Source organism: Nonomuraea sp. NPDC048826 (assembly GCF_043198225.1).
In the GTDB taxonomy this organism is placed as follows: domain Bacteria; phylum Actinomycetota; class Actinomycetes; order Streptosporangiales; family Streptosporangiaceae; genus Nonomuraea.
In genome coordinates this window covers 431827-448066 of record NZ_JBICUQ010000002.1, presented here as the reverse complement: position 1 = coordinate 448066, position 16240 = coordinate 431827, and the positions used below count along the sequence as shown (strand labels likewise).

At 71.7% G+C, this 16240-nt stretch carries 13 protein-coding genes; 6 read left to right on the top strand and 7 right to left on the bottom strand.

Going from position 1 to position 16240, the window contains the following annotated elements:
* Positions 1 to 91: 91 nt before the first annotated feature.
* Positions 92 to 2935, bottom strand: a complete 2844-nt coding sequence (locus tag ACGFI7_RS07790; protein WP_393400557.1) for a BTAD domain-containing putative transcriptional regulator — start codon at positions 2933 to 2935, stop codon at positions 92 to 94.
* Positions 2936 to 3065: 130 nt separating this feature from the next.
* Between ACGFI7_RS07790 and ACGFI7_RS07785 the strand changes: the two genes are divergently transcribed.
* On the top strand, positions 3066 to 4835 hold the full coding sequence (locus tag ACGFI7_RS07785; RefSeq protein WP_393400555.1) for a thiamine pyrophosphate-dependent enzyme: 1770 nt from the start codon (positions 3066 to 3068) through the stop codon (positions 4833 to 4835).
* A gap of 7 nt (positions 4836 to 4842) precedes the next feature.
* On the opposite strand, the gene ACGFI7_RS07780 is transcribed toward ACGFI7_RS07785, so the two are convergent.
* Positions 4843 to 5289, bottom strand: coding sequence for a PPC domain-containing DNA-binding protein (locus tag ACGFI7_RS07780; protein WP_393400553.1), 447 nt, complete (start codon positions 5287 to 5289; stop codon positions 4843 to 4845).
* 116 nt (positions 5290 to 5405) lie between these two features.
* Between ACGFI7_RS07780 and bla the strand changes: the two genes are divergently transcribed.
* On the top strand, positions 5406 to 6329 hold the full coding sequence (bla, locus tag ACGFI7_RS07775) for a class A beta-lactamase (RefSeq protein ID WP_393400551.1): 924 nt from the start codon (positions 5406 to 5408) through the stop codon (positions 6327 to 6329).
* Positions 6330 to 6341: 12 nt separating this feature from the next.
* Here bla and ACGFI7_RS07770 read toward each other — a convergent pair whose 3' ends face one another.
* Together ACGFI7_RS07770 and ACGFI7_RS07765 are read right to left on the bottom strand one after the other, a co-directional pair.
* On the bottom strand, positions 6342 to 7070 hold the full coding sequence (locus ACGFI7_RS07770; RefSeq protein ID WP_393400549.1) for a TSUP family transporter: 729 nt from the start codon (positions 7068 to 7070) through the stop codon (positions 6342 to 6344).
* Between the two features lie 89 nt (positions 7071 to 7159).
* Positions 7160 to 7996 carry an SDR family NAD(P)-dependent oxidoreductase gene (locus ACGFI7_RS07765; RefSeq protein ID WP_393400547.1) on the bottom strand — a complete coding sequence of 279 codons (837 nt, stop codon included), beginning with the start codon at positions 7994 to 7996 and terminating at the stop codon, positions 7160 to 7162.
* A gap of 80 nt (positions 7997 to 8076) precedes the next feature.
* On the opposite strand from ACGFI7_RS07765, the gene ACGFI7_RS07760 reads away from it, so the two are divergent.
* The gene (locus ACGFI7_RS07760; protein WP_393400545.1) at positions 8077 to 8484 is read left to right on the top strand and encodes a winged helix-turn-helix transcriptional regulator; all 408 of its coding nucleotides are present in this window, start codon (positions 8077 to 8079) and stop codon (positions 8482 to 8484) included.
* 33 nt (positions 8485 to 8517) lie between these two features.
* Complete coding sequence (locus ACGFI7_RS07755; RefSeq protein WP_393400543.1) at positions 8518 to 9267, top strand: neutral zinc metallopeptidase; 750 nt, start codon at positions 8518 to 8520, stop codon at positions 9265 to 9267.
* Between the two features lie 172 nt (positions 9268 to 9439).
* Here the strand turns inward: ACGFI7_RS07755 and acnA are convergent, their stop codons facing one another.
* Positions 9440 to 12214, bottom strand: coding sequence for an aconitate hydratase AcnA (acnA, locus tag ACGFI7_RS07750; RefSeq protein ID WP_393401882.1), 2775 nt, complete (start codon positions 12212 to 12214; stop codon positions 9440 to 9442).
* 138 nt (positions 12215 to 12352) lie between these two features.
* Positions 12353 to 13081, bottom strand: coding sequence for a metal-dependent hydrolase (locus tag ACGFI7_RS07745; protein ID WP_393400541.1), 729 nt, complete (start codon positions 13079 to 13081; stop codon positions 12353 to 12355).
* A 294-nt stretch (positions 13082 to 13375) separates the two neighbouring features.
* Between ACGFI7_RS07745 and ACGFI7_RS07740 the strand changes: the two genes are divergently transcribed.
* Together ACGFI7_RS07740 and ACGFI7_RS07735 are read left to right on the top strand one after the other, a co-directional pair.
* The gene (locus ACGFI7_RS07740) at positions 13376 to 14080 is read left to right on the top strand and encodes a PadR family transcriptional regulator (RefSeq protein WP_393400539.1); all 705 of its coding nucleotides are present in this window, start codon (positions 13376 to 13378) and stop codon (positions 14078 to 14080) included.
* 3 nt (positions 14081 to 14083) lie between these two features.
* A complete protein-coding gene (locus ACGFI7_RS07735; protein WP_393400537.1) occupies positions 14084 to 14677 on the top strand; it encodes a DUF1707 domain-containing protein in 594 nt (197 codons plus the stop codon).
* Between the two features lie 54 nt (positions 14678 to 14731).
* Here ACGFI7_RS07735 and ACGFI7_RS07730 read toward each other — a convergent pair whose 3' ends face one another.
* On the bottom strand, positions 14732 to 16132 hold the full coding sequence (locus ACGFI7_RS07730; RefSeq protein WP_393400535.1) for a sugar porter family MFS transporter: 1401 nt from the start codon (positions 16130 to 16132) through the stop codon (positions 14732 to 14734).
* Between the last annotated feature and the right edge of the window lie 108 nt (positions 16133 to 16240).

The following is a 16240-nucleotide window of genomic DNA, read 5'->3' as shown; positions in this document are numbered from 1 at the left end:
CCATCGAGATGACGTACGGCACATCCTCACGACCGCCGTCGACATCCCGTCGACATCTCGTCGACACCCGTCGACATCGGGGGCGGGGGTGCTAAGGCGCCCGGCCGAGGCAGGCCGCGATCCTGACGCGCAGCGGGTCCGTGTCCGGCAGCCTGAGCTCGTCGGCGATGGCCAGGGCGCGGGTCCAGGCGTCGCGGGCGGCGGCGGGCTCGCCGGCGGCGGCGTGCGTGTCGCCGAGGTAGCCCAGCCCGATGGCCGTGCTCCGGCGGTCGCCCGTCCGCCGGAACAGGTCGAGGGCCCGCCGATAGCAGCCGATGGCCTTCCCGTGGTCGCCGAGCAGGTGGTGGATGTAGCCGACGCTGTCCCAGTTGTGGGCCTGGCTGTTGACGTCGCCGATCTCGATGGAGAGGTTGAGCGCCTTCCGGCAGTTCCGGAGGGCTTCGGTGTGGTCGCCGAGGTGGGCGTGGAACCAGCCGATGCAGCCCAGGGCGGCGGACTGCCCGCCCCGGTCGCCGACGGCCATGTAGTGCTTGAGACTGTCGTACGCGTGCGCGAGCGCCTCCTGATGGCGGTGCTGAACCCCCAGCACCCGGGAGAAGGCCTGATGGGTGCGGGCCTGTCCGACATGGCTGCCGAGCCGTTCGAAGATCTCCAGGGCGCGTTCGAAGTGGCCGATGGCCGTGTCCTGGTCGAGCGCGGCGTACGCGAACCCGAGGCCGAGTCGGGCGCCGGCCTGCCCGGCCTGGTCGCCGTGGCGTCGGGCCGCGTCCAGCGCGATGGTCTGCACCGCGGCCAGCGACGGCCAGTGTCCCTGCCGGTCGAGGAACGTGGCCAGCGTCGAGGCGAGCTGCCAGGTGTACGGGTCGAAGTCCTCGGGGGTGCTCTCGACGAGGGCGACGAGCACCGGGTGCTCGGCGGCGAACCAGGCCAGCGCCTTGCCGCTGTCACCCGGCAGCGCCAGGGCGGTGCCGGGGGCGGCGGGGCCGGGGTCTATCAGGCTCCGCTTGCAGGTGATGAGGGTGCTGGCCTGGTCGGCGGTGTGCAGGTAGTGGTCGAGCATGCGCCGCGTCGCCGCGCGCCGGGCGTCCTCGCCCTCCTCGGCGGCGGCCAGTTCCGCCGCGTAGGCGCGGAGCAGGTCGTGCAGGGCGTAGCGGCCCGCGGCGACCTCGTTGACCAGGTGCACCCGGACCAGTTCGGCCAGCAGGGTTCGGGCGCGCGCCGGGGGCACGCCCGCCAGGCTGGCCGCCGCGTGCAGGGAGACGTCGCGCTCGGGGTGCAGGCCCAGGAGCCTGAAGAGCCGGGCGGCGGCGTCGCCGAGCGCGTTGCGTGAGCTGGCGAAGACGGCCCGGATCTCGGTGACCGCGTCGCCGCCGTTCAGGGTGTCCAGACGGCCGTCGATCTCCTCCAGCTCCCGGGCGAGCGCGGTGAGCGGCAGGTGGGGTTCGGCGATGGCGCGGGCGGCCATGATGGCCAGCGCCAGCGGCAGCCCGGCGCAGTGTTCGACGATCGACGCCACGGCTACGGGCTCGGCGGCGACCCGGTGGGCGCCGAGCCGGCCGGTCAGGAGGCTCTCGGCCTGGGAGGCGGTGAGCAGGTCGGCGATGAGGAGGTGGGCGCCCTCCACCGCGGCCAGGCTGGCGAGCCGGTTGCGGCTGGTGACCAGCGCCATGCATCCGGGCGCGGCCGGCAGGAGCGGGCGGACCTGCTCGGCGTCGCGGGCGTTGTCCAGCACCACCAGCATCCGGCGGTCCTTCAGCAGGCTGCGGTACAGCCCTGTCTGCGCCTCCAGGCTCGGCGGGACGCCGCCCGCGGGCACGCCGAGGGCGTCCAGGAACCCGCGGACGGCCTGCGCCGGGCTGACCGCGGCTCCGGCCGGGTCGAAGCCGCGGAGGTTCACGTACAGCTGCCCGTCGGGGAAGCGCTCCGCGACGCGGTGCGCCCAGTGCACGGCGAGGGTCGTCTTGCCCACGCCCGCGGTGCCGGACACCGCGCAGACCACGGCGCCCGCCGGGTTCGCGCCGGCCAGGACGGTGTCGAGGGCGGCGAGCTCCCGCTCCCGGTCGGTGAAGCCGGCCACGTCCGGCGGCAGCTGGGCCGGTCGCGGGACCCCGGCGGGCGGCGCGGCGGCCCGGACGCCGAGCAGGTCGGGGTCGTGCGCCAGCACCCGGCGGTGGAGCGCGGCCAGCGCCGGTGACGGCTCCATCCCCGACTGCTCGACGAGGGCGGCGCGGGCCCGGACGAACGTCTCCAGCGCCTCGGTGTGGCGGCTCGCCCGGCACAGCGCGATCATCAGCTGCCCCCAGAGCCGCTCGTGCCCGGGGTTGCGTTCGGTCAGCGTGAGCAGTTCCCCGACCAGCGCCTCGCCCTCGCCGATCGCGAGTTGCGCGTCGACGCGGTCCTCGACGGCCCGCAGCCGCAACTGGTCCAGGCGGGTCGCCTCCGGGCGGAGCATGGGGACGGCCGCGAACTCGCCGTAGGCGTCCCCGCGCCACAGCTCCAGGGCGGCGGACAGGCAGGTGAGCGCGCTGGAGGGCCGTTCGGCCACCAGGGCGCGGCCTTCGGCCGTCAGCCGCTCGAACCTGGCCGCGTCCAGCGCGCCGGCCGCCAGGCGCAGGGCGTAGCCGGCCGGATGCGTCGCGATCATGCGACCGTCGTCCCGTCCTCCGCCGGCGGGCGACAGCAGCCTGCGCATCCGCGACACGTACGTCCGCACCGTCCGGTGGGCGTCCTGCGGCGCGTCCAGCCCCCACAGGCCGTCCGCCAGCGCCCGCACCGTCACCACCCGGCCGGCGTTGGCCGCGAGCAGGGCGAAGAGCAGCCGCAGCCGCTGACCGCCCAGATCCAGTGGCCTGCCGGCGACCCGTACGTCCAGCGGTCCCAGGACCCGGACCTCCACCCCGTCGACACCGTGACGCGTCGTCTCGTCTTCCAGCACGTCTACCCCCGCGGAGTCCGATGTGCGAAATACCCCCATCCCATAGGGTTCGTCCGGGGAACTCCTGATACCAATGGATCCGTACGAACCGCGGCAGGTTTGCGGGAAGGCCGTGGGGCATGCGCCCGGTATGTCAACCATCGCGTCTGAACTGCTCATCGAACGCCTGGCCGACTGGGGCGTGGACACGGTCTACGGGATGCCCGGCGACGGCATCAACGGCATCATGGAAGGGCTGCGGCGGCACGCGGACAAGGTCCGGTTCGTGCTCGTCCAGCACGAGGAGGCGGCGGCGTTCATGGCCGTCGCGCACGCCAAGGCCACCGGCCGGATCGGCGTCTGCCTGGCCACCAGCGGCCCCGGCGGCATCCACCTGCTCAACGGCCTGTACGACGCCAAGCTGGACCACCAGCCGGTCCTGGCGATCACCGGCATGCAGGAGAGCAGCGTGCTCGGCACCGGCTACCAGCAGGAGGTCCACCTGGACCAGGTGTTCGCCGACGTCGCCGAGTACAACCTGGTCGTCGGCAACCCGGCCCAGCTGCCCGGCGTCGTGGACATCGCGATCAGGACGGCCTACGCCCGGCGCGGGGTCGCGCACCTGAGCCTGCCGAACGACGTGCAGATCGCCGAGGCGGGCGCCGACCCCTACCCGCAGGTCGCCCCGGCGCGCCCGCCCGCCACCGCCGCCGTCTACCTCCGCCCGCCCGCCGTGCCGCCCGCCGAGGACCTGCGGGCCGCCGCCGACGTGCTCAACCGGAGCGAGCGGCCGGCGATCCTGGCCGGGGCCGGGGCGCTGCACGCCCGCGCCGAGGTGCTGGCGGTGGCCGAGGCGCTGGGCGCGCCGGTGATCAAGACGCTGCCCGGCAAGGCCGTCATCCCCGACGACTCGCCGTACGCGGTGGGCGGGATCGGCCTGCTCGGCACCCGCCCCGGCGAGGAGCTGATCGAGGACTGCGACACGCTGTTCATGATCGGCACCAACTTCCCCTACACCAGGCACCTGCCCGAACCGGGCCGGGCGCGGGTGGTCCAGCTGGAGGCGGACCCGGCCAGGGCCGGAGTCCGGATGCCCACCGAGGTGCCGCTGATCGGCGACGCCAAGGAGGGGCTGCGCGCCCTGCTGCCGCTCCTCGGCCGCACCGGTGACCGCGCCCACCTGACGGGCTACACCGAGCGGATGAACGCCTGGCGCGCCGACATGGCGGCGCTGGAGTCGCCGCGACGCCACCCCATCGCGCCGCAGTACCTGATCGGCTGCCTCGACCGGGCCGCGACCGACGACGCCATCCTCACCTGCGACTCCGGCACCATCGCGACGTGGGCCGCCCGGCACTGGACGATCCGCGGCGAGCGCGGCTTCTACCTGTCGGGCAACCTGGCCTCGATGGCGCCGGGTCTGCCGTACGCGATCGCGATGCAGCACGCCTTCCCCGGCCGTCAGGTGATCGCGTACGTCGGCGACGGCGGGTTCGCGATGCTGATGGCCGAGTTCATGACGGCGGTCCGGCACGGCCTGCCGGTCAAGGTGGTGATCAACAACAACAACTCGCTCGGCCAGATCCTCTGGGAGCAGATGGTGCTCGGCTATCCGGAGCACGGCGTCCGCTACGCCGAGCCGGTCGCCGACTTCTCCGCCTGGGCGCGTTCGTGCGGCGGCCACGGCCGGAAGGTCACCGAGGCGGGCGAGCTGGACGAGGCCGTCCGGCAGGCGCTCGCGCACGACGGCCCCGCCCTGGTGGACGTGGACGTGGACCCCGACGAGCCGCCGATGCCGGGCAAGGTCTCCTATGAGCAGGCCAAGAACTTCGCCCAGGCGTTCCTGCGCGGCCAGCCGCGCCGGGCGTCGATCGCCAGCACCCTGTTCAAGGACAAGATCTCCCAGTTGCGGTCCGGCTGAGCCCCGGTCAGCCGGACGACGACAGGTCGATCAGGGTCAGGCCGGTCTCGGGGTCGTGGCGCTTGCGCAGCCAGGCCGGCGACTCCTGCATGACGACCTCCAGCGTGGGCCACACGCGCGCCTCCAGCAGGTGGCCGCCCCTGGTGGTGCCGTCCCGCAGGCCGACGACCACGTGCGCGTGGACCTGCGGGCGCCCGTCGGCGACCGCGATGTCGCCGGTCAGGCTCAGCACCTCGACCTGCTCATCGACCGGGATGCGCAGGTAGTCGCCGTGCCCGGGGTCGAAGTAGCCGAGCGTGGCCTCGCGGAAGGCGCCGATCGCGGTGAACGCCGCCGCTCCCACCTCGTGCTCCTCGGCCCAGCGCCGCAACTCGGTCATGGGCTCGTCGCCCTTGTCCATGACGATCGCGTGCGCGGTCATGCCGTCGGACCTGTTGAGAACGCGTGAATTCATGCGGGCCCGTCTGCCCGTGCCCGGCCCGGCTACTCCTGTCATATCGATCCCGATATCGACGTACGAGGGATATCGCTATTGGACACCGCGCGGAATCCTCTGCTTTGCTCGTCGGCATGCCGCAGCACACGAGGAAGTTCCGCACGACGCTCACGATCTCCTTGCTGACGATGTCCGCGCTGGTCGCGGGAGGCGCCGCGAACCCGGCGAGCGCGGCGACCGGCCGCGAGGACGGCGTCCGCGCCGAGCTGCGCCGGCTTGAGGCCTCCTACCAGGGCCGCATCGGCGCCTTCGCCATCGACACGGGCACCGGCAGGACCTTCGGCCACCGGGCCGGGGAGCGGTTCCCCGGCAACTCCACCTTCAAGGCCATCCTGTGCGGCGCGATCCTCGACAAGGCGCGCACCGAGGACCCGAGCCTGATGAAGCGCGTCCTGCGCTGGACGAAGAAGGACGTCGTCGCCCACTCCCCCGTCTCCGGCCTGCCGCGCAACGTCAGGAACGGGATGACCCCGGCGCGGCTCTGCCACGCCGCCATCACGCAGAGCGACAACACGGCCGCCAACGTGCTGCTCAAGCAGATCGGCGGACCGGCGGGGATGACCCGCTACTACCGTTCGCTCGGCGACCGGACCGGCCGGCTGGACCGCTGGGAGACCGAGCTGAACGACTGGAAGCCGGGCGAGAAGCGCGACACGATCACGCCCCGGCACATGGCGGGCAACCTCAGGAAGCTCACCGTGGGGGACGCCCTGGTGGCGGCCGACCGCGAGCGGCTGACCGGCTGGCTGCGGGCCACCGAGACCGGGAAGGCGCGCATCCGCGCCGGGCTGCCCCGGGGCTGGACGGCGGGCGACAAGACGGGCACGGGCGGCGTGTACGGGACGGCCTCCGACATCGCGATCGCCTGGCCGCCCTCGGGCGCCCCGGTGATCCTCGCCGTGTACGTGCGGCGCCCGGCCGCCGACGCCGCGGTGGACGAGGCCGTCATCGCCAAGACAGCGGCTCTCCTCGTACGCGGCCTCGGCAAGGCGTCCTGAGCCGCGGGACTGTCACGTGCTCGCCAGGCTCTGCGCGATCAGGACGACGGCCGACAGCGCCGCCACGCCGAGGACGGCGACGCGGACCTTGCCGCCGTCGAGATAGCGGCGCAGCGGCCCGGAGACGAGGAAGCCGGCGACCATCGGCAGCACCAGGATCGCCCCCGTGCCCAGCGCGCGGGCCGGCAGGTGGTCGACCAGGGCCAGGATGCCCAGCGACTGGGCGGCGCTCAGGCAGAAGAACATGGCCAGCGTCGCCCGGATCTGCGGCCCCTTGGCCGTCTGGTAGACGAGGGCGATGGGCGGCCCGCCGATGCCGGTGGCGGTGCCCGTGATGCCGGAGACGAACCCCGCCGAGGTGATCGTGTACCCGTTGCGCGGCAGGCTCACCGCCCGCGCCGTGAGAACCACCGCGGCGAGCACCATGGCGCCCACGAAGACGCCGAGGTAGTTGATGGAGATGTAGACCACGATGGCGCCGCCGATGACGCTGCCCGGCAACCTCCCGAGGACCGCGAACCCCAGCCCCCGCCAGTCGACCCGCCGCCACTCCGCCGCCAGCGTGAACAGCGGCAACGTGAAGTTCACCACCTGGATCGCGCCCGGCATCAGCGAAGGCTCCAGCAGCGTCAGCACGGGGGCCGCCACCAGGCCCAGGCCGAAGCCCACGCTGCCCTGGACCACCGCCCCCACGAAGACCGCCAGCCCGCCCACCGTCAGCACCACCGTCAGATGATCCATAGGGCTACACCCCACCACATGCACTCTCGGTTGCCACATCCGGGCACGAGAGTGACGAAGCCCACCACCAGCCATCACAGCGGGGCGAATCACCCGCCTTCGCGGAGGGCGACGGTCTTCAGCAGGTCCTCGGTGTACGCGGCCAGCCGGTCGGCGTCGTCCGGATCCAGCGTACGGAGCGTCAGCGGGACGGGCTTGCCCCGGTCGACGGCGGTCAGCGGGGCCGGCGGCGGGGCGTCGATCCACGACACCACCGGGCGCACGGCCTCGGCCACCGGCCGCGCGAAGAGCCGGCCGAGCGCCTTGAGCGCGACGCGGACCAGCGGGTTCTCGTGCCCGTCGGCCCCGCTGCGGGTGAAGCCCGGGTGATAGAGCACGTACCTCGCCCGGCTCCCGGCGTGCCGGGCGAACGCCACACCGAGCAGGTCGTTGGCCCGTCCGGCCTGGAGCTGGGCGCGCACCTGGCCGTAGCCGCGGGTGAGCTGCGGATCGTCCCACAGGATCCGGCCCGCGGTGGTGCCGACGCCCGCCACGTTCACCACGACCGGCTCCGGCGCGGCGTCGAGCAGCGGCAGCAGGCCGTGGCTCAGCAGGTGGCGGCTCAGGTAGTACAGGGCGAAGGTGGACTCCAGGCCCTCGGCGGTCTCCACGCGGCGCGGGTTCACCCGGTTGGCGAACAGCAGCAGCGCGTCCACCGGCTCGGACCGCCCGGCCAGTTCCGCGATCACCCCGCGCACCTCGGCGATCGACGACAGGTCGGCCCGCAGGAACCGCAGGCGATCGGCGCCCGCCCCGTCCAGCAGCGCGCGGCCCTTGGCGGCGCTGCTGCCGATCACGGTGACCCGGTCGCCCATGGCCAGCCGGGCCAGCGCGGTCGCGCGGCCCATCCCGTCCGTGCCGCCGCTGATGATCACATTCTTCGGCATTCCGCGTCTCCCCCGTAAGGTCAGGTCATGGCCCGCCCATCCTGGGCGGAACCGGAGAGAGGGCGAAAGAAGGCAGTTTCATGTCCGATACGCACACCGGTGTTCCCTCCGTGCTCGCGTACGAGCTGCCGCGCCCCGTGCCGGCCGACGAACTGGCCGCCTGCCCGGCCGGTGACGTGTTCCGGCGCGTCGGCGACAAGTGGAGCGTGCTCCTGGTCGTCCTGCTCGGCGCGCGGCCGCACCGGTACAACGAGCTGCACCGCGCCGTCGAGGGCATCAGCCAGCGCATGCTCACCCGTACGCTGCGCGGCCTGGAGGGCGACGGGCTGGTCCGCCGTGAGGTGCTGCCGACGGTGCCGCCGAGCGTCGAGTACAGCCTGACCCCGCTCGGCCGGTCGCTGCTGGTCCCCCTCTCGGCGCTGGCCGACTGGGCGGTACGGCACGAGGGCGACATCAGGCGGGCCAGGAGCGCTTCCACCGGGCGATGACCCCCACGCCGTGATCCTCTAGGCTGCCTGATCGTGCGTGTCCGATCTTTGTTCCTGGGGCTGTGCCTGGCCGTCGTGCCCGCCTTCCCCGCGCAGGCGGCCCCGTACGCTGATCCGTTCGCCGGGAGCGGGAGGCTGGGGAGGGCGGCGTGCCCGGAGCCGGCGATCACGTACGGCGGGATCCCGCGGACGCGGGAGTACCTCGACGCTGTCGTGAAATGTCTGGACAAGGCGTGGAAGGGGCGCTTCGCCGCCGACCGGAAGCCCTTCCGCCGGCCCGCCGTCCGCTTCTACGACGAGCCCGAACGGCGCGTGTGCGGCGTGCCCTGGCCCGAGAGCGCCGCCGCCTTCTACTGCACCAACCGCCGCGTCCTGGTGTTCCCGCTCTCCGGCGAGTGGATCGAGAACCGCACGGACCTCTACCCGCTCAAGGTCGCCGCCCACGAGTACGGCCACCACCTGCAGTCGCTGACCGGCGTCAGACGGCACTACGAGGCCCGGGTCAAGGCGAGCCCGAGCCGTCAGGCCGAGCTGGGCCGCCGCTACGAGCTGCAGGCCGACTGCCTGTCGGGGGTGTTCCTGGGCGCGGTGTGGCGGTCGCTGGACCGTACCGCTGACGACTGGGCGGCGCTGCTCGACGCCACCCGGGCCAGCGGCGACGACGAGCACCGGCGCAGCCACGGCAAGGGCGCCACCCGGGTCAGGTGGCTCAAGCGCGGCTATCACGCCGTCTCCCCCGCCGCCTGCGACACCTGGTCGGCCTCGCGCGCGGCGGTGTCCTGAGAGGGCGTCGCGGTCGGCTGGCCGCGCGCCGGAACGGAAGGAGCCGCCCGGCGATGGGTGGTCGCCGGGCGGCTCCTCGGGGCACGGGTGATCCCCCGATGGCGGGCGTGACAGGATCGCGCCCTGGCCCGCGCCCCCGGCCGGCTGGTGGCCGGGCGGAGGCGCGGAAGGCTTACTTGGCCAGCAGGTTGCGCAGCACGTACTGCATGATGCCGCCGTGCCGGTAGTAGTCGGCCTCGCCGGGCGTGTCGATGCGCACGACCGCGTCGAACTCGACGTCACCGGCCTTGACGTGGACGGTGGCCGGGATGGAGCCCTCGTTGAGCACCTCGACGCCGGTGATCTCGAAGGTCTCCTCGCCGGTCAGCCGGAGCGAGTCGGCCGTCCGGCCCTCCGGGAACTGCAGCGGCAGCACGCCCATGCCGATCAGGTTGGAGCGGTGGATGCGCTCGTAGGACTCGGCGATGACGGCGCGGACGCCCAGCAGCGCGGTGCCCTTGGCGGCCCAGTCGCGCGAGGATCCGGAGCCGTACTCCTTGCCCGCCAGCACGACCAGGGGCGTGCCCTGGGCGGCGTAGTTGACGGAGGCGTCGTAGATGAACGACACCGGCCCGTCGGGCTGGGTGAAGTCGCGGGTGTAGCCGCCCTCGGTGCCGGGCGCGATCTGGTTGCGCAGCCGGATGTTGGCGAACGTGCCGCGGATCATCACCTCGTGGTTGCCGCGCCGCGACCCGTACGAGTTGAAGTCCCTGACCTTGACGCCGTGCGCGCGCAGGTATTCGGCGGCCGGGGTGCCCACCTTGATGGAGCCGGCCGGGGAGATGTGGTCGGTGGTGACCGAGTCGCCGACCTTGACCAGCACGCGGGCGCCGGAGATGTCGGTGACGGGCTCCGGGTCGCGCGGCATGCCGTCGAAGTAGGGGGGCTTGCGGACGTAGGTGGACTCGGGGTCCCACTCGAAGGTGTCGCCGGTCGGGACCGACAGCGACTTCCAGTGGTCGTCGCCCTCGAACACGTCGGCGTAGTCGCGCTCGAACAGCTCACGGCCGATCGAGGAGTTGACCACGTCGGCGATCTCGTCGGGCGCCGGCCAGATGTCGCGCAGGTAGACGGGCTGCCCGTCGGAGCCGGTGCCGAGCGGCTCGTTGTCGAGGTCGATGTCCATGGTGCCGGCCAGCGCGTAGGCGACCACGAGCGGCGGCGACGCCAGGTAGTTCATCTTGACGTCGGGGTTGATGCGGCCCTCGAAGTTGCGGTTGCCGGACAGCACGGCGGTGACCGCGAGGTCGTTGTCCTGCACCGCCTGGGAGATCTCCTCCGGCAGCGGGCCGGAGTTGCCGATGCAGGTGGTGCAGCCGTAGCCGACCAGGTTGAAGCCGATCTTGTCGAGGTACGGCTGGAGGCCGGAGCGCTCGAAGTAGCCGGTGACGACCTGGGAGCCGGGCGCGAGCGAGGTCTTGACCCACGGCTTGCGGGTCAAACCCTTCTCGACCGCGTTGCGGGCCAGCAGGGCCGCGCCGAGCATCACGTACGGGTTGGAGGTGTTGGTGCAGGAGGTGATGGCGGCGATCGCCACGATGCCGTGGTCGATCTCGAACGAGGTGCCGTCGGCGAGCGTGACGGGCACCTTGTGGTAGGGCCGGTCGCGGTCGAGGTGGACGGAGTGCGGCTTGTCGCCGTTGCCGTCGCGGCTGACCGCCGGGGAGTCGGAGGCCGGGAACGACTCGGCGGACGCCTCGTCGGCCGGGCCGAGGATGGTGGCGGCGTAGTCCTTGACCGCGGAGCGCCAGGCCCGCTTGGCGTCGGAGAGCGCGATGCGGTCCTGCGGGCGCTTCGGGCCGGCGATGGACGGCACGACGGTGGCGAGGTCGAGCTCCAGGTATTCGGAGAACTCCGGCTCGCCCGCCGCCGGGTCGAGCCAGAGGCCCTGGGCCTTGGCGTAGGCCTCGACGAGCGCGATCTGCTCCTCGGAGCGGCCGGTGAGGCGGAGGTACTCGACGGTCTGGCCGTCGATCGGGAAGATCGCGCAGGTGGAGCCGAACTCGGGACTCATGTTGCCGATCGTGGCCCGGTCGGCGACCGGCACGGTCGACACGCCCTCGCCGTAGAACTCCACGAACTTGCCCACCACGCCGTGCTTGCGCAGCATCTCGGTGATGGTGAGCACCAGGTCGGTGGCGGTCGCGCCGGCGGGCAGCTTGCCGCTCAGCTTGAAGCCGACCACGCGCGGGATGAGCATGGAGATCGGCTGGCCGAGCATGGCGGCCTCGGCCTCGATGCCGCCGACGCCCCAGCCGAGCACGCCGATGCCGTTCTCCATCGTGGTGTGGGAGTCGGTGCCGACGCAGGTGTCGGGGTAGGCCTTGCCGTCGCGGGTCATCACCACGCGGGCGAGGTGCTCGATGTTGACCTGGTGGACGATGCCGGTGCCGGGCGGGACGACCTTGAACTCGTCGAAGGCCGACTGGCCCCAGCGCAGGAACTGGTAGCGCTCGCCGTTGCGTTCATACTCGCGCTGGACGTTGCGCTGGAAGGCGTCGGGGTGGCCGAAGTAGTCGACGATGACCGAGTGGTCGATGACCATCTCGGCCGGGGCCAGCGGGTTGATGCGGGCGGCGTCGCCGCCGAGGTCGCGGACCGCCTCGCGCATGGTGGCGAGGTCGACCACGCAGGGCACGCCGGTGAAGTCCTGCATGATGACGCGGCCGGGGGTGAACTGGATCTCCACGCTCGGCTTGGCGTTCGGGTCCCAGCCGCCGAGTGCCCGGATGTGGTCGGCGGTGATGTTGGCGCCGTCCTCGGTGCGGAGGAGGTTCTCCAGGAGGATCTTCAGGCTGTACGGGAGGCGTGCTGCGCCTTCGACGGCGTCCACCCGGAAAATCTCATAAGACGCGTCGCCGACGCGCAGCGTGTCACGGCTGCCGAAGCTGTTCGCGGACACGGTGATTCGCCTCCTCCATTGACGGTTGCTCACTAAGAATCCTGCCGCACCACGGAAGCGTTCTTCACGTTAGGTGAGCCTAAGTCATGCCGACGGCCGGATGTCTCGATATCAAGATATCTCCAAAAGTATCTCGACATCAAGTTAAAGCGGCGCGAGCCGCCAGAACAGCAGGCCGACGATGGCGACCGAGAGCACCGGGGCCAGGATCTTCTGCTCGAACTTCTTGCCGGTCTTGATGCCGATCTTCCACGGCAGCACGAACTTGGCCGACAGCGGCCAGAGCACCGGACAACCCCGCTCGGTCATGCAGTCGCCCACCACGTGCACCAGGGAACCGATGCCCACGACCAGGCCCAGCCACGCGTATCCGACGTCCATCGAGAGGAAGACGGCGTAGAGCCCGGCCGTCATGCCGATGTTGACCATGGCGGAGGCGAGCTTCTTGCCCGGGATGCCGATGCCGATCGCGCGCAGGGACAGCCCGATCAGCAGCACGACCATGATGTCGCGGCCGATCGGATAGGTCGTGGCCAGCCAGTGGGCGCCGAACCCGGCGGCGACCGCGAAGGCCAGCGAGTGGGTGGCCCCCCGGTGACCGCCGCTCAGCCACGACACGGCCTTGCTCAGCATCCAGGTGACGGGGCCGAACGTCTGGGCGATGGTGGCGCTCGGGTGGTCGAGGTCGGGCAGCATGGCGGCGCCCGCGCAGATGATCGCGCCGGCGATCAGCTCGGCGGGACTCAGCGCGGTGGCCATGATGCCGGTCTCGATGAACCGGGACGACTCGTTCAGCAGCGGCAGCGCGGCCAGTGGCGGCGCGAGGCCCAGCCAGGCGATGGCCCCGGTCAGCGCGTGCGTGTGCCCCATCATGATCGGGATGCTAGCGCCCCGCGCCCGTGGCCGCCCCGACCGCCCCGGTCAGGTGTCCGTGACCCTTAGAACGTTCCGGAAATGCAGACGAGGCCGCTTCCAGCGGCGACAGCACCCCCCAGCCCTGCCGACGCGGAACGACCTCGTCTGATGGGTTCAACGACAGGTGCCCGGATCCTGTTCCCGCTCTTCCGAGACTTTTTGGTGATCTGGGTCACGTGCGCGGATTTCTTGTCAACGACATAGTGTCGATATATCTTTGAAGCATCGAAGAACAATCGAGAGGAGTACGACATGACATCCGCATACGCCATGGGTGGCCCGTGGCCCGACGCGCGCGAGCTGAAGAAGGCCCTGCGCGAGACCGTGAAGGCCGTGAGCGAGGCGTTCGAGCAGGAGCAGCCGCACCGCCACCACCATCACGAACACCGGCACCGCGGGCGCAGAGGGCCCGGACCGTTCCCGTTCGACCTGGGGCGCGGCCCGTGGGGTCCGGGCGGCCCGTTCGGCGGCCACCGCGGCTGGGGCGGCAGGAGCCGCAAGGCCAAGCGCGGTGACGTGCGCGCCGCGATCCTCGCGCTGCTGTCCGAGGAGCCGAGGAACGGCTACCAGATCATCCAGGAGATCGCCGAGCGCAGCGAGGGCGGCTGGAAGCCCAGCCCGGGCGCCGTCTACCCGGCGTTGCAGCAGCTCACCGACGAGGGGCTGATCATCGCGGAGGAGAACGAGGGCCGCAAGACCTTCCGCCTCACCGACGAGGGCCGCGCCTACATCGAGGCGCACGCCGACGAGGTGCGCGCCCCGTGGGACGAGATGCGCCCCGACATCGACGACAACACGGCCGATCTGTGGGACACCGCGCGCCAGTCCGCGTTCGCGATGATGCAGATTCTCCAGTCCGGGAGTGACGCACAGATCCGGGAAGCGCGTAAGACTCTGGTTGAGACCCGGCGCAAGCTCTACCAGATCCTGGCCGACGGCGACCCGGACGAGGAGTAAGAGATGACCCGGCCCGGCGAGAACGAGGCATCCGTGATGGACCGTGACGACCTCCGCATCGGCGATGCCGAGCGTGAGCAGACCATGGCCGCGCTGCGTGAGCACTTCGCGCAGGGCCGGCTCACCCACGAGGAACTCGACGAGCGCCTCGACCAGGCGCTGACCGCGCGCACCGCCCGTGATCTCGCCCGGATCACGAGCGACCTGCCCGGCCACGGGCCCGCCCGGTCGGAGACCTCCCCCGGATATCCCTCAGCGCCTCTGATTCCCCCGATGCCTCCGATGCCCCCGATGGCCCCGCCCTTCCCCGGCCACGACCTGGGCTCGTGGCAGGAGGCGATGCGGGCGCACCGCAAGCAGATGCGGGCCTACCACCACCAGATGCGCGACGCCCGCCACCAGGCGAAGGCCCACCGGCACGGGCCGCACCGCCGCCACGGCCACCGGGGGCCGGGGCCGATCGTGCCGATCCTGTTCGTGTTCCTCATGGTGGGGCTGTTCGCGGGCGGCTTCGGCGTGCTGAAGTTCGTCTTCGTCCTGGTGATCGCCGGGGTGATCTTCAAGATCGCCGCCGACCGCGTCAACCGCCGGCGCTGACGGCCGCTCCCTGCGCTCCCGGGGCCCTCCCCAGGGCCCCGGTTCCAGGGGCCGCTAGCCCATCTCCTCCAGCCTCCGGCCCTTCGTCTCCTTGATCCACTTGGTGACGAAGAGGAACGACAGGACGGCGAACGCCGCGTAGATGGCGTACGTGAGCGACAGGTTCCACTCCGACATCGCCGGGAACGTGACGGTGATGACCCAGTTGGCGAGCCACTGGGCGGCGGCCGCCACGCCCAGCGCGGCGGCGCGGATGCGGTTGGGGAACATCTCACCCAGCAGCACCCAGACCACCACACCCCACGACAGGGCGAAGAACAGCACGAACAGGTTCGCCGCGATCAGCGCGATCGTGCCCTGCGGGTTGGGCAGCGCCATCGTGCCCTCGATCGGCCGGGCGAAGCTGAACGCCCAGGCGGCCGTGCCGAGGGAGACGGCCATGCCGGCCGAGCCCAGGAGCAGCAGCGGCTTGCGGCCGATCCGGTCGACCAGGGCGATGGCGATGAACGTGCCGACGATGTTGATGATCGAGCTGGAGAAGCTGATCAGCAGCGAGTCCGCCTGGTCGATGCCCACCGACTGCCACAGCACCGACGAGTAGTAGAAGATCACGTTGATGCCGACGAACTGCTGGAACACCGAGAGGATGATGCCGATCCAGACGATCGGCAGCAGCCCCAGCGCCCCGCCGCGCAGGTCCTTGACCGTCGGCCGGTGCTCGGTCCGCAGCACGTGCTTGATCTCCTGTACGCGCGCGTCCAGGTCGTCGTTGTCCCCCTCGACCTCGGCCAGCACCTCCTTGGCGCGCTCCGGCTGCCCCGCCATGACCAGGTAGCGCGGCGACTCGGGGATGACGGAAGCGAGCCACAGGTAGGCCAGCGCGGGCACGACACAGGCGCCGAGCATCCACTGCCACGCCTGCAGCCCCCACAGCTCGTTGTTCACGTCGCCGCCCGCGATCCGCGCGAACACGTAGTTGACCAGCTGCGACGTGGCGATGCCGAGCACGATGGCGAGCTGCTGGAACGATCCCAGCCGGCCGCGGTAGGCGGCCGGGGCCACCTCGGCGATGTAGGCCGGGCCCAGCACCGAGGCCATCCCGATCGCGACCCCCGCCAGGGCGCGCCACATCGTCAGGTCCCAGACGGCGAACGGCAGCATCTGGCCGATGGAGCTCACGGCGAAGATGATCGCCGCGATCTGCATCGTCCTGGTGCGTCCCCACCGGTCGGCGAACCCGCCGCCGAACCAGGCGCCGACCACCGACCCGAGCAGCGCGACGGCGACCACGAAGCCGATCTCGACGCTGCCCACCTGGAAGTGGTTCTGGATGCCCACGACGGCGCCGTTGATGACGGAGCTGTCGTAGCCGAACAGGAAACCACCGACGGCCGCCGACGCGGCGATGAAGACGACGCGCCCGAGTTTCTGCTGGCCGGTGTGCTGGCGTACCATGCGAGCCCTCCCCTGGACGAGGAGGCAACTACCCGCGAACGCCTCTTCTAGCGTCTTGATTACGCTTTCTTCGGCAAACCCGATCTATCCGCCGAGAAAGCGCCAGGC